General features: G+C 59.2%; 8 protein-coding genes and 1 pseudogene. All 9 read left to right on the top strand.

Going from position 1 to position 14,569, the window contains the following annotated elements:
* Positions 1-537 precede the first annotated feature (537 nt).
* The 9 genes and pseudogenes from MHX65_RS05195 to rpsG all read left to right on the top strand — a co-directional run bounded on the left by MHX65_RS05195 (position 538) and on the right by rpsG (position 14,418).
* A complete protein-coding gene (locus tag MHX65_RS05195) occupies positions 538-1,551 on the top strand; it encodes a DUF3068 domain-containing protein (RefSeq protein WP_239269126.1) in 1,014 nt (337 codons plus the stop codon).
* 376 nt (positions 1,552-1,927) lie between these two features.
* Positions 1,928-5,422: a DNA-directed RNA polymerase subunit beta gene (rpoB, locus tag MHX65_RS05190; RefSeq protein ID WP_023016723.1), complete on the top strand. Its 3,495-nt coding sequence runs from the start codon at positions 1,928-1,930 to the stop codon at positions 5,420-5,422.
* Positions 5,423-5,554: 132 nt separating this feature from the next.
* A complete protein-coding gene (locus MHX65_RS05185) occupies positions 5,555-9,550 on the top strand; it encodes a DNA-directed RNA polymerase subunit beta' (RefSeq protein ID WP_239269125.1) in 3,996 nt (1,331 codons plus the stop codon).
* 362 nt (positions 9,551-9,912) lie between these two features.
* A pseudogene (locus MHX65_RS05180) lies at positions 9,913-10,527 on the top strand (ECF transporter S component).
* Between the two features lie 13 nt (positions 10,528-10,540).
* Positions 10,541-11,968, top strand: coding sequence for an ABC transporter ATP-binding protein (locus tag MHX65_RS05175; protein WP_239269124.1), 1,428 nt, complete (start codon positions 10,541-10,543; stop codon positions 11,966-11,968).
* Complete coding sequence (locus tag MHX65_RS05170; protein WP_239269123.1) at positions 11,961-12,731, top strand: energy-coupling factor transporter transmembrane component T family protein; 771 nt, start codon at positions 11,961-11,963, stop codon at positions 12,729-12,731. Before MHX65_RS05175 ends, MHX65_RS05170 begins: the two co-directional genes overlap by 8 nt.
* A 26-nt stretch (positions 12,732-12,757) precedes the next feature.
* Positions 12,758-13,309 (top strand): hypothetical protein, encoded by a 552-nt coding sequence (locus tag MHX65_RS05165; RefSeq protein WP_239269122.1) that lies wholly within the window; start codon positions 12,758-12,760, stop codon positions 13,307-13,309.
* 263 nt (positions 13,310-13,572) lie between these two features.
* A complete protein-coding gene (gene rpsL, locus MHX65_RS05160) occupies positions 13,573-13,944 on the top strand; it encodes a 30S ribosomal protein S12 (RefSeq protein WP_005276879.1) in 372 nt (123 codons plus the stop codon).
* Between the two features lie 6 nt (positions 13,945-13,950).
* Positions 13,951-14,418: a 30S ribosomal protein S7 gene (gene rpsG / locus MHX65_RS05155; protein WP_023025169.1), complete on the top strand. Its 468-nt coding sequence runs from the start codon at positions 13,951-13,953 to the stop codon at positions 14,416-14,418.
* Positions 14,419-14,569 lie beyond the last annotated feature (151 nt).

Below are 14,569 nucleotides of genomic sequence, written 5' to 3'. Positions count from 1 at the left end.
AAACAGCAAACAGCTCAAGCAACGTCAACGGTCCAAACGATAAGCGGGGGTAAAACCGGCTACCGGGCGGCTACCGCCACCCCGGTACCTGGTACCGCCTTACCGGTCCCTAAAACAAGCCCGCGTCACTTGAAGTCTTATGGTGATATTTTTGTCTATAAGGATCGTCATAGATAAATGGCGGGGTCCTGTGGATGCATGCTTGAGGGGCTTGCATCCACAGGGGCTAGCTAAAAGTCCTTTTTTACGTCGTGATTTGCTGCCTTGATTTTGTAATCATTAACAAAGGCGTCCAGCTTGTGATTGGGTCGTGGTGTGGGGTGTTCTGTCTGGTTTAGAATCTCCCGTGCTATCTGAGCGCTGAGACGCGGTGCTACTTCTGTGTGATGCAAGGTAAAATCTCCCGGTAGTGTGATGTGCATTACTTGAGGTAATTAGAATCTACATGAGCACTTTGGGTCCGGGTATCCTACAAAAGTTCTATATCTCGTTTCAGGAAGTGTGTTTTGAACAAACGAGTCGGTAGGATAAGCCACCATGCTGCCCAAGTCCCGCATCTTCTCCGTCCTCCTGCTCGGCCTCGGCGTTGCGCTGGTGGCCGCCGGAGTAGCGGCGCCGGCGTTTTTGGATTTCTCGCCGCGGCTGCCGTTGGAACTCAAAAACACCACGTGGACTCTTAAGGATGAGTTCGCGGATTCCCAAGTGGTCAATAAGGATGGAACGTCGCCTTATTCCGGGCCGATGACCTACCAGATCAATGCGGGCATCCAAGAGCCTTCGGATGAAGATACTGCGACGCTGCGCATAGGGGAGACGCGCCTGCGCGACGATGGCCAAGGACTCGATGATTTAAGCCAGGCGCAGGTGTGGACCTATCCCATTGACCGCCTGAGCGGTGAGGCAAAGGCAGAGGCCAGCCTGAGCCATACCTTGGCCAGCCCTGAGGAGAAGGTTGCTGTCGATGGGTACTGGCTAAAATTCCCGGCGGATGTGGAAAAGACGAATTACCCAGTCTTTGACCCCACCTTGCGCAAGGCAGTGGACGCGGTCTTTGAAGAGGAAACTGAAATAGATGGCCGTACGGTGTATCGGTATCACCAGGAAATCGAGCCAACAAACGTAGCGCAGCTTTATGCCGCCGATGGCAATACCACCTCTTTCCCCAAGGAAGATGGGGGACACGAACCTGGTTATTTGATGCACTCGGGCAGTACGGATTTCTACGTCGACCAAGCTACCGGCCTGGTGGTGGGCATGGACATGGATATCGATGACTACTACGCGGACCGAGAGGGCGTAGGCCGCGAGCAAGCATTCGTCTTTAATGGTTCCACCTCAGAGAAGTCCCGCGCGGCGCTACTCGATGAAGCGAAATCGTTCCCACGTAACCGCGTGGCGGAGATTGCGCGGTGGGCGGCACTGGGTATCGGTATCGTGTTCACCTTTATTGGAGTCATTGGGGCGCTGGGAATTTACGACCATAAAAACAAGCATGTGCGCCGACGCGGAAAGAAAAGCGCCAGCGAAATTACTAGCGAAAGTGCCAGATAAGAGTATTAAGCGCGGTTCGGGTTGCGGTGGAATGAGTTTTTAGTGGTACGGTGCTTGTGGTTGCCCCGCTAGATCTGGCGCAACATTATTGCCGCGTTGGCGCAGCGGCGAGCGAGAGCTTGCCCCCGAACGCGGAATGAAAAAAGCCTTAAGAGTGGTGTGTCTTTACATACTTGAGTTTTTCCTATACACTAATTCGTTGCGCTGGAATCTGGATCTTCGGTGCACATTTAGCCTTTCGGGTTGGTGATGGCAAAACCGACTTGACAAGGTGATTTTGTGCATTCTGAACCCAGACACTCCACAGCAGACCGAATGCTAAAATTACCAGCGGTTTTGCTGCTCGTCGGCCAGGGCGAGTAGCAATCCGCGTGAGGTGCTGGAAGGACCCATCTTGGCAGTCTCCCGCCAGACCAAGTCAGTGGCCAATATCCCCGGAGCCCCGAAGCGATACTCGTTTGCAAAAATTAGCGAGCCTATCGCCCTGCCGGGCCTCCTTGACGTACAACTCGATTCCTTTGCTTGGCTCGTCGGCTCGCCGGAATGGCGCGAGCGTGAGCAGGCTGAGCGCGGCGATAACGCACGCGTGACGAGTGGTCTCGAGGATATCCTCGAAGAGCTCTCGCCGATTCAGGACTACTCGGGCAATATGTCCCTGTCCTTGTCGGAGCCTCGCTTCGAGCCGGTGAAAAACACCGTCGACGAGTGTAAAGAAAAGGACATCAACTACTCCGCGCCGCTGTACGTGACCGCAGAGTTCATTAATAACGACACCCAAGAGATTAAGTCGCAGACCGTCTTCATCGGCGACTTCCCGATCATGACGGATATGGGTACCTTCATCGTGAACGGTACCGAGCGTGTCATCGTCTCCCAGCTGGTGCGTTCCCCAGGCGTGTACTTCGATCGTTCCATCGATAAGTCCACCGAACGCCCGCTGCACTCCGTGAAGATTATTCCTTCCCGCGGTGCTTGGCTGGAGTTCGACGTGGACAAGCGCGATACCGTCGGCGTGCGCATTGACCGTAAGCGCCGCCAGCCGGTGACCGTCCTGTTGAAGGCGCTGGGTTGGTCCGAGGAGCAGATCAGGGAGCGCTTCAGCTTCTCTGAACTCATGATGTCCACCCTGGAATCTGACGGCGTTTCCAATACCGATGAAGCACTGTTGGAGATCTACCGCAAGCAGCGCCCGGGCGAGCAGCCTACCCGTGAGCTGGCGCAGTCCTTGTTGGATAACTCCTTCTTCCGCGCTAAGCGCTATGACCTTGCCAAGGTTGGCCGCTACAAGGCCAACCGCAAGCTGGGTCTTGGCGGCGACCACGACGGTCTGATGACCCTGACTGAAGAAGACATCGCCGTCACCCTGGAGTACCTGGTACGCCTGCACGTTGGCGAGCGTGAGATGAAGGCACCCAACGGTGAGATGATCTCGCTGAACACCGACGACATCGACCACTTTGGTAACCGTCGTCTGCGCACCGTGGGTGAGCTCATCCAGAACCAGGTCCGCGTGGGCCTGTCCCGCATGGAGCGCGTTGTGCGCGAGCGCATGACCACCCAGGACGCAGAGTCCATCACGCCGACGTCCCTGATTAACGTGCGTCCGGTTTCTGCTGCTATCCGCGAGTTCTTTGGTACCTCGCAGCTCTCGCAGTTCATGGACCACAACAACTCCCTGTCCGGCCTGACCCACAAGCGCCGCCTGTCCGCGCTGGGCCCAGGCGGTCTGTCCCGTGAGCGCGCCGGCATTGAGGTGCGAGACGTGCACGCCTCGCACTACGGCCGCATGTGCCCGATTGAGACCCCTGAGGGCCCGAACATTGGCCTGATTGGTGCGCTGGCATCCTACGCCCGCGTGAACCCGTTCGGCTTCATCGAGACCCCGTACCGCAAGGTCGTTGACGGCAAGGTTACGGATCAGGTTGAGTACCTCACCGCTGATGAGGAGGACCGCTTCGCCATTGCTCAGGCTGAGGTCGAGCAGGACGAGGAAGGCCGCCTGATCGGTGAGCGCATCGAGGTCCGCCTGAAGGAGGGTGACATCGGAGTGACCGATGCCTCCGGTGTGGACTACGTTGACGTTTCCCCGCGCCAGATGGTCTCCGTTGGTACCGCCATGATTCCGTTCTTGGAGCACGACGATGCTAACCGTGCCTTGATGGGTGCGAACATGCAGAAGCAGGCGGTTCCGCTGGTTCGTTCCGAGGCCCCACTGGTGGGTACCGGTATGGAACAGCGCGCCGCATATGACGCTGGCGACGTCGTCATTACGCCTAAGGCCGGTGTGGTGGAAAACGTCACCGCTGACGTCATCACCATCATGGACGATGAGGGCCAGCGCGATACCTACATCCTGCGCAAGTTCGAGCGCACCAACCAGGGCACCAACTACAACCAGACCCCGCTGGTGTCCATGGGTCAGCGCGTAGAGGCTGGCCAGGTTTTGGCCGATGGCCCAGGTACACACAACGGTGAGATGTCGCTTGGCCGTAACCTGCTGGTTGCGTTCATGCCGTGGGAAGGCCACAACTACGAGGACGCCATCATCCTCAACCAGCGCATCGTGGAAGAGGACATCCTGACCTCCGTCCACATCGAGGAGCACGAGATCGATGCTCGTGACACCAAGCTGGGCGCCGAGGAAATCACCCGCGAGATTCCAAACGTCTCCGAGGACGTCTTGAGCGACCTCGATGAGCGCGGCATCATCCGCATCGGTGCTGACGTTCGTGCCGGCGATATCCTGGTGGGTAAGGTCACCCCGAAGGGTGAGACCGAGCTGACTCCGGAAGAGCGCCTGCTGCGCGCCATCTTCGGTGAGAAGGCCCGCGAGGTGCGCGATACCTCCATGAAGGTTCCGCACGGTGAGGTGGGCAAAGTCATTGGCGTTGCTCGCTTCTCCCGCGATGATGATGACGACCTGGCACCTGGTGTCAACGAGATGATCCGCGTCTACGTTGCACAAAAGCGCAAGATTCAGGACGGCGATAAGATGGCCGGCCGCCACGGCAACAAGGGTGTTGTGGGCAAGATTCTGCCGCCAGAGGATATGCCGTTCATGGAGGACGGCACCCCGGTGGATATCCTGCTGAACACCCACGGTGTGCCGCGTCGTATGAACATCGGTCAGGTGCTTGAGCTGCACTTGGGCTGGTTGGCTCACGCTGGTTGGAAGGTCGACACCGAGGATCCGGCTAACGCCGAGCTGCTCAAGACCTTGCCGGAAGAGCTTTATGATGTCCCAGCGGACTCCTTGACCGCGACCCCGGTTTTCGATGGTGCTACCAACCACGAGATCGAGCGACTGTTGGCATCGTCCCGCCCGAACCGCGACGGTGACGTCTTGGTCAACGAGCACGGCAAGGCCACGCTTTTCGATGGCCGCTCGGGCGAGCCGTACAAGTACCCCATCTCCGTGGGCTACATGTACATGCTCAAGCTGCACCACTTGGTCGATGAGAAGATTCACGCCCGTTCCACTGGTCCTTACTCCATGATTACCCAGCAGCCACTGGGTGGTAAGGCTCAGTTCGGTGGCCAGCGCTTCGGCGAGATGGAGGTGTGGGCAATGCAGGCTTATGGCGCTGCCTACACCCTGCAGGAGCTGCTTACCATCAAGTCCGATGACGTGGTAGGCCGCGTGAAGGTCTACGAGGCCATCGTGAAGGGCGATAATATTCCAGATCCGGGCATCCCTGAGTCCTTCAAGGTGTTGCTCAAGGAGCTGCAGTCCCTGTGCTTGAACGTGGAGGTTCTTTCCACCGACGGCACCCCGATGGAGCTGTCTGGCTCTGATGACGATGACATGGATAGCCCATCGCTTGGCATTAACTTGTCCCGCGATGAGGGTTCTTCCGCTGACATCGCCTAAATAGATTCTCGGTCCACTGCGGAATGCACGGTTCCGGTGTATAGCACCGGGGCCGCCGCGGGCGGGCAATAAAGATTAATTCATTAAAAGCCATCAATTCCTCACATTACGAGGATGAAAGGGAGACATTACGTGTTTGACGTAAATCTCTTCGACGAGCTCCGCATCGGTCTGGCCACTGCTGACGATATCCGTCGCTGGTCTAAGGGCGAGGTTAAAAAGCCCGAGACCATTAACTACCGCACGCTGAAGCCGGAAAAGGACGGCCTGTTCTGCGAGCGCATTTTCGGACCTACCCGTGACTGGGAGTGTGCTTGCGGTAAGTACAAGCGCGTGCGTTACAAGGGCATCATCTGTGAGCGTTGCGGCGTTGAGGTCACCAAGTCCAAGGTGCGCCGTGAGCGCATGGGCCACATCGAACTGGCTGCTCCGGTAACCCACATCTGGTACTTCAAGGGCGTTCCTTCCCGCTTGGGCTACCTGCTGGACCTGGCTCCGAAGGACCTTGAGCGCATCATCTACTTCGCTGCCAACATCATCACCTCCGTTGATGAAGAGGCTCGCCACAACGATCAGTCCACTCTGGAAGCTGAAATGCTGCTGGAGAAGAAGGACGTTGAGGACGATACCGAGTCCGAGATCGCAGAGCGCGCTTCCAAGCTCGAGTCCGACTTGGCAGAGCTGGAGGCAGCCGGTGCGCGTGCCGATGCCCGCAAGAAGGTACAAAACGCTGCCGATAAGGAAATGCAGCACATCCGCGAGCGCGGCGAGCGCGAAGTCGCACGCCTGGATGAAATCTGGAACACCTTCCTGAAGCTTGCTCCGAAGCAGATGGTCATCGATGAGACCATCTACGAAGAGCTGGTTGACCGCTACGAGGATTACTTCACCGGCGGCATGGGTGCAGAAGCCATCCAGACCTTGGTCCGCAACTTCGACCTCGAGGCAGAGGCCGAGGAGCTGCGCGAGATCATCAACAACGGCAAGGGCCAGAAGAAGATGCGCGCGCTTAAGCGCCTCAAGGTTGTTGCCGCATTCCTGAACTCCGGCAACGACCCGGCAGGCATGGTGCTGGACGCTATTCCGGTTATCCCGCCTGAGCTGCGCCCGATGGTGCAGCTGGACGGTGGCCGCTTCGCCACCTCGGACCTGAATGACCTGTACCGCCGCGTTATCAACCGCAATAACCGCCTGAAGCGCATGATCGACCTGGGTGCACCAGAGATCATCGTGAATAACGAGAAGCGCATGCTGCAGGAGTCTGTGGACGCGCTCTTCGATAACGGCCGCCGTGGCCGTCCGGTTACCGGCCCGGGCAACCGCCCGTTGAAGTCTCTGTCTGACTTGCTCAAGGGCAAGCAGGGTCGTTTCCGCCAGAACCTGCTGGGTAAGCGCGTGGACTACTCCGGCCGTTCCGTTATTATCGTCGGCCCGCAGCTGAAGCTGCACGAGTGTGGTCTGCCGAAGCTGATGGCACTCGAGCTGTTCAAGCCTTTCGTCATGAAGCGCTTGGTTGAAAATGACTACGCCCAGAACATCAAGTCTGCAAAGCGCATGGTGGAGCGCCAGCGCCCAGAGGTCTGGGACGTGCTGGAGCAGGCCATTTCTGAGCACCCAGTGATGCTCAACCGTGCGCCTACGCTGCACCGCCTGGGTATTCAGGCCTTCGAGCCTAAGCTGGTTGAGGGTAAGGCTATCCAGCTGCACCCGCTGGCCTGTGAGGCCTTCAACGCCGACTTCGACGGTGACCAGATGGCAGTCCACCTGCCGCTATCCGCCGAGGCACAGGCAGAGGCTCGCGTGCTGATGCTGGCTTCCAACAACATTTTGTCCCCGGCATCCGGTAAGCCACTGGCTATGCCACGTCTGGACATGGTGACTGGCCTGTACTACCTCACCATGGACAAGGCAGAGGATGAGATCGGCGGCAACGGTCGCTACCGCAAGGCTGGCGAGGACTACCCGGCAACCGGCGTGTACTCCTCCTACGCCGAGGCCCTCATGGCCTACGACCGCGGCACGGTTGGCCTGCAGGCACCTATCAAGGTCCGCATCGATCACCTGCGCCCGCCAGAGGATATTGAGGCAGAACTCTTCCCCGATGGCTGGTCCAAGGGCCAGGCATGGTTGGGTTACACCACCATCGGCCGCATCATGTTCAACGAGCTGCTGCCGTGGAACTACCCGTACCTTGAGGGCATCATGGTCCGCAAGGGCGGCGGCACCGACGGCAAGGTACTCATTGGTGACGTGGTCAATGACTTGGCCACCAAGTACCCAATGATCACCGTGGCTCAGGTTCTGGACAACATGAAGGACGCCGGCTTCTACTGGGCAACCCGCTCCGGTGTGACCATTACGATGTCTGACGTGCTGGTGCTGCCGAATAAGACCGAGATCCTCGAGTCTTATGAGAAGGAAGCAGAGCGCATCGAGCGTAAGTACTGGGAGCAGGGTGCGCTTACGGAGCGCGAGCGTTATGACCGCCTGGTGGAGCTGTGGAAGGACGCTACCGACACCGTCGGTGAGGCCGTTGAGAGCATCTACCCGGATTACAACCCAATTCCAATGATTGTGAAGTCGGGTGCTGCCGGTAACATGCGTCAGATCTGGACGCTGGCCGGTATGAAGGGCATGGTTGTGAACTCGCACGGTGATTACATCACCCGTCCGATTAAGACCTCCTTCCGTGAAGGCCTGTCCGTGCTGGAGTACTTCAACAACTCCCACGGTTCCCGTAAGGGTCTGGCCGATACCGCGCTGCGTACCGCTGACTCGGGTTACCTCACCCGCCGTCTGGTGGACGTTGCTCAGGACGTTATCGTCCGCGAAGAGGACTGTGGCACCCGCCAGGGCGTGCGCGTTCCTATCGGCGAGGTCTCCGGCGACAAGGTCGTCCTCTCCGAGCTGTGGGAGACCTCCGCTTCCGGTCGCGTGCTTGCCACCGACGTCAAGGACGAAAGCGGCGAGGTCGTTGCAGAGGCTGGTGCAGACTTGACCGAGGAGCTTACGCAGAAGCTTCTCGATGCCAAGGTCACCGACGTCAAGGTCCGCTCCGTGCTGACCTGCCAGACCCCGGCCGGTGTCTGTGCTAAGTGCTACGGCAAGTCCATGGCATCCGGTCAGTTGGTCGACATCGGCGAGGCCGTCGGCATCGTGGCTGCACAGTCCATTGGTGAGCCTGGTACCCAGCTGACCATGCGTACCTTCCACCAGGGTGGTGTTGGTGGCGACATTACCGGTGGTCTGCCGCGTGTGCAGGAGCTGTTCGAGGCCCGTAACCCGAAGAACCGCGCACCAATTGCTTCCGTGGACGGCACCGTGTCCCTGTCTGATGAGGGCAACTTCTGGACCATGACCATCACCCCGGATGATGGTTCTGATGACGTGATCTACGAGAAGCTCTCCAAGCGCCAGGGCTTGGCCCAGGTGCGTCGCCCGATGGAGTCCAACCCGGATGCGATGATCGAGCGTTCCTTGAAGGACGGCGACCACGTTGAGACCGGTGACCGCTTGATGCGTGGTGCGGCTGACCCGCACGACGTGCTCGAGGTTCTGGGCCGTCGTGGCGTGGAGCAGCACCTCATCAACGAGGTGCAGGCCGTGTACCGCACCCAGGGTGTGGCCATCCACGACAAGCACATCGAGATCATCATCCGCCAGATGCTGCGCCGCGGTACCGTCATCGACGCCGGTACCACGGAGCTGCTGCCGGGCAACCTGATCGACCTTTCTGAGGCCAAGCAGATGAACGCTGCACAGGTTGCAGAAGGCGGCGAGCCGGCGCAGCTGCGCTCGGAGATCATGGGTATTACCAAGGCCTCCTTGGCTACCGAGTCCTGGCTGTCCGCTGCTTCGTTCCAGGAGACCACGCGTGTGCTTACCGATGCCGCTATTAACAAGCGCTCCGATAAGCTTATCGGCCTCAAGGAGAACGTCATCATCGGTAAGCTGATCCCGGCCGGCACTGGTATCTCCCGTTACCGCAATATCTCCGTCAAGCCGACCGAGGCTGCGCGCAACGCCGCATACTCGATTCCGACTTACGGCGATTCCATCTACGGCGATGATGGCTTCGGTGAATTCACCGGCGCCTCCGTTCCGCTGGATGAGGATTTCACCTTCTAAGTCCTAGGCGCTCGTGTCCCTCGGCACCGCGTTCAATTAGAGCCCCCGCTTCCGTGCATACGGTAAGCGGGGGCTCTTGTTGTTGGGGTTGTTGTCACGGTTGCGCATGCCTGATTCGGCCGCCGAATCGGTTACGGGGACCCGTATGCGTGCCTGCTAGTATGAGTAAAGCCTGTGGCCCAGATAAGTAAAATGTGGGCCTTAGACTACTTGATTTAAACCATTACACGGGAGCTTTCAGAATCTGTGGGCCCGCGGACGCACAGGTCGCCCCGGCACAGAAATGAAGGCTGAGATACTGCGATATAACGCGGTGAACCGTTGAACCTGATCCGGGTAATTCCGGCGAGAGGGAGGAAATAATGACTACTAATGCAGCTGCGTCCGCAGCGCCAAAGCGCAACTTGAATTGGCGCGTGGTGGACATCGTGGTGGCATCCGTCTTGGGTGTTGCCTGTGGCTTCGTATTCTTGGGCTGGAATGCCGTGGGCTATGCCTGGTATGAGGCCATGGATGCGCTTACGCCGGGCCTTGGCGGTTTGGCCACGGGCATTTGGCTGTTAGGCGGCATCCTGGGTGGATTGGTCATCCGCAAGCCGGGTGCGGCAGTCTACGTGGAGGTCCTTGCCGCCACGGTGTCAGCCGATTTGGGCTCGCAGTGAGGCATTAGCACCCTGTACTCGGGCCTGGCACAGGGTATCGGTGTGGAGATCATCTTCGCCATCTTCATGTACCGCCAGTTCAACCTTGGGGTGACCATCCTGGCCGGTATGGCAGCAGGCTGGGGCGCTTTCGTCCTGGAGCTGTTTACCTCCGGTAACCTCGCGAAGTCCTTCGAGTTCAATATTATCTACTTGGTCACCCTGACCATCTCCGGTGCCATCTTGGCCGGCGCCCTGGGCTTCTATGTGGTGAAGGCATTGGCAAAGACCGGTGCCCTTGACCGCTTTGCAGTAGGCCGCGAACAGCGCGCTTAGGGCTTAGACCGCTGTGACTGATTTTTCACGCTTAGCAGGAAACGCCACAAAAATATCGGCTCGCGGCTACGGCTGGACTCACGCTGGGCGCTCCCAACCGGCGCTGCAGGACATAGACCTTGTCATCGAACCCGGTGAGAAGGTCTTGCTGTGCGGGGATTCCGGCTCCGGAAAGTCCACGCTTTTGGCGGCGATCGCCGGCGTCTTGGGCTCTGATGAAGAAGGTACGCGAACCGGCACCATCACCTTGGAGGACTCTGCGGGCACGGTCGAAGAACCGGGCCGGACCATTCCGGTGGGGTTGGTCCTGCAGGATCCGGATTCCCAGGTTATCTCCGCGCGCGTGGGCGATGATATCGCCTTCGGCTGCGAGAACCTAGCTTATCCGCGCGAGGAGATCTGGCGCAGGGTGCGCCAAGCCCAAGAGTTGGTTGGCCCATATGTGGACCTGGATTTTCCCACCGAGCACCTCTCCGGCGGGCAGAAGCAACGCCTGGCGCTTGCCGGGGTCATCGCCATGGGCGCGGGCGTGGTCCTATTGGACGAGCCCACCGCCAACCTGGATCCGGAAGGGGCGCAGGACGTGGTGCGGGCCGTCGGCAAGCTGGTAGAGCACACGGGTGCCACCTTGGTGGTGGTCGAGCATCAGCATGCGGCGTGGGAAAGCGTGCTGGACCGCGCGGTAGAGCTGAAGGATGGGCGCATTATTTCCGATGCCCCCTTTGCCGATGCCGCCCGCAAGCGCCAGGTCACCGGCCTCCCGCAGGCGCGGTCGTTGGCAAGCGATGCCCTCGATGAGTCCAACGCGGCGCTGTGGAGCACGGACTTGGTAACCCGCTATGGGCCACCGCGGTCCATCTCCCTGCCGGCGGGGGCGTCGACCGTCATTACCGGCCGCAATGGCGTGGGAAAATCCACGTGGCTGATGACTATGGCGGGGCTACTTCCGGCCGAGTCCGGGGAAATCGGGGTCGCTGACTTCATCCGCCGCGGCGTGAAGGGCCCACCTTCCCGGTGGAAATCCCGCGAATTGGCGGACCGCATTGGTTTCGTCTTCCAAAATCCGGAACACCAATTTGTCTCCCGCAGCGTGGAAGAGGAATTGCGGGTCGCGCCCAAGGTCATGCGCGTTGATCCCCCAGAGGAACGCATCGCCCAGTTGTTGGAATCGCTGCGCTTGGGGCACTTGCTCAAGGCCAATCCGTTTACGCTATCCGGCGGCGAAAAGCGCCGGCTTTCGGTAGCAACGGCTCTGGTGACCGCGCCGGAGGTGCTGCTCTTGGACGAGCCGACCTTTGGCCAGGATCCCGGCACCTTCGTGGAATTGGTGGGCTTGTTGCGCCAATTGGCCGATGACGGCACCACCATTGCCTCCATTACCCATGACCCGCTGTTTATAGAAGCCTTGGGTGACCACCAGGTGGAGGTGCACGGTGCCTAATCTCTTGCGCAACGTCAACCCGCTAACCCGCATCTTCTTGATGTTCGTCTGGGTTACGCCGCTGCTTGCCTCCATCGACTGGGTATCGGCGGCGATATCGCTAAGCCTGACACTCATCTTGGCGCCGTTATGTGGCGTCTCCTGGGTGCGCTTGTGGAAGGCCGGTTGGTTCTTATTCCTTATCGCCCCGCTATCGGGCATTTCCATGCTGCTCTATGGCGCGCCCGGGGGAGAGGAGTACTTCAGCTGGTGGCTGATTACGGTGACGGAAAATTCGCTCACCTTGGCCATTGCGATCACGCTGCGTGTGCTTGCGGTCGCACTACCAACGGTGGTGCTCGCACGCGATATCGATCCCACCGAGCTTGGCGATGCCCTCTCGCAGATCCTCCGCCTTCCCTCCCGCTTCGTCATTGGTGCTGTGGCCGGCGTGCGGATGATGACGCTCCTGAAATCCGATTGGCAATCGCTCGGCATGGCGCGCAGGGCCCGCGGGCTCATGGATGAAGGGCGCTTAAAGCACTTGCTTACGATGTCCTTTGGTCTGTTGGTGATTGCTTTGCGCCGCGGCGGCAAGCTTGCGACCGCGATGGAAGCACGCGGTTTCGGGCGCACCCCACCCGGAGGAGGGGAGCGGACCTGGGCCCGAGAATCCAGGCTGCACGCCCACGATGGGTGGGTGATGGCCTGCGGCCTCGCCCTTGCTTGTGTACCGGTGGTAACTTCGGTACTTACTGGGGCCTGGAGATTCTTTGGCCTTTAATCCGCGAAAGCAGTGATTCAAGCACTATGGACATTGATGCCGAACAAGAGCGCCTCTTGGAGGACATCGTTAAGCTAGCAGCCTCACGAAAGCGTGCGTTTAAACCCGTCACGGTGCTTATCGATGGTCCCTCGGGCTCCGGCAAAACCTGGACCTCCGCCGCCTTGGCAGATCGTACCAATTGGCGGGTGGTTCACCTCGATGAATTCTATCCCGGCTGGCATGGCCTGGAAAAGGGCTCCGAGATGGTGGGCGAGCAAGTCTTGCGCACCATGAATCCCGGCTATTGGCGCTGGGATTGGGAAGCCAACTGCCCCGGTGACTGGGCCAGCCTCGATGTGCGCGATGATCTCATCGTCGAGGGCGTTGGCTCCGTCACCGCTGACAACATTGCGGCCGCGAAAAAGCGCGGCGCAGTAGTAACCGTGCGCATCGATGGCCCCCGCGAGCAGCGCTATGAGCGCGCGATTGCGCGCGAGCCGGCCTACGAAAAGTGGTTTGCCACTTGGGAAGAACAGGAAAAATCCTACTTTTCTGACAAGGCTGCAGAGCCAGACCTGACGTGGGAGTGGGAGTAGTCCCTCCGCGCCGCCGGCAGGATGGACTACCGGTTTTGTGTTCATGGCGCTGGCTTTGCTAGTCTTAGCGCTAGTTCACTATGTACTGCGCGCCCTGTGTGAATATGGCGCGCAAAGAACATGGTGAAAAGTCTGATCCTTAACAAGGCGCCCGCCTTGGGAAGAGTTCTGGACATGCGGAAGCGCCCCGGGAAAGAGCGCCTATTTTTGCATGTTTGGTTCCCTTCTTAAGAAGTGGTGCAATTCGACAGAAAGACTGTTTAATGCCAACTATTCAACAGCTGGTCCGCAAGGGCCGCCAGACCAAGCGCAAAGAGGTCTCTACCGCTGCGCTGAAGGGTTCTCCGCAGCGTCGTGGCGTGTGCACCCGCGTGTACACCACCACCCCGAAGAAGCCGAACTCCGCTCTTCGTAAGGTTGCTCGTGTGCGCCTTACCAGCGGCATCGAGGTTTCGGCCTACATCCCAGGTGAGGGCCACAACCTGCAGGAGCACTCCATGGTCCTCGTTCGCGGCGGCCGTGTGAAGGACCTTCCAGGTGTTCGTTACAAGATCATCCGCGGCTCCCTGGATGCCCAGGGCGTCAAGGACCGTAAGCAGGCTCGTTCCCGTTACGGCGCAAAGAAGGGACAGTAATAAACAATGCGTAAGAATGCTGCTCCGAAGCGTCCTGTAGTAAAGGACCCGGTATACAACTCCGAGCAGGTAACCATGCTCGTCAACAAGATCCTCCAGGATGGCAAGAAGTCCACCGCAGAGCGCATCGTCTACGGCGCGCTTGAGGCTTGCCGTGAGAAGACCGGCACCGACCCGGTTGGCACCCTGGAAAAGGCCCTGGGCAACATCCGCCCGGACCTCGAGGTTCGCTCCCGCCGTGTGGGTGGCGCTACCTACCAGGTGCCGGTTGAGGTCCGCCCAGACCGTGCCAACACCCTGGCACTGCGCTGGATGGTGACCTTCACCCGCCAGCGTCGCGAGAACTCCATGATCGAGCGTCTCTCCAACGAGATCCTGGATGCCTCAAACGGCCTCGGTGCTTCCGTGAAGCGCCGTGAGGATACCCACAAGATGGCTGAGGCTAACCGCGCCTTTGCTCACTACCGCTGGTAATTTTTAAGCACCTTCATCAATGGCCTAAGCAACGAGAAACGAGTTTCGCGCCGATTTCCGGGTTTCCCGGCGGCGAATTAAAACTTCATATCTCTTGCTTAGGCCATTTTGGTGGCACGTGGTGTGATTTAGTCCAGCACAGCTGGCCTAG

The sequence above is a fragment of the Corynebacterium sp. ACRPS genome, from assembly GCF_022346005.1.
Taxonomy (GTDB): domain Bacteria; phylum Actinomycetota; class Actinomycetes; order Mycobacteriales; family Mycobacteriaceae; genus Corynebacterium.
This window is presented reverse-complemented; position numbering and strand designations above follow the sequence as displayed.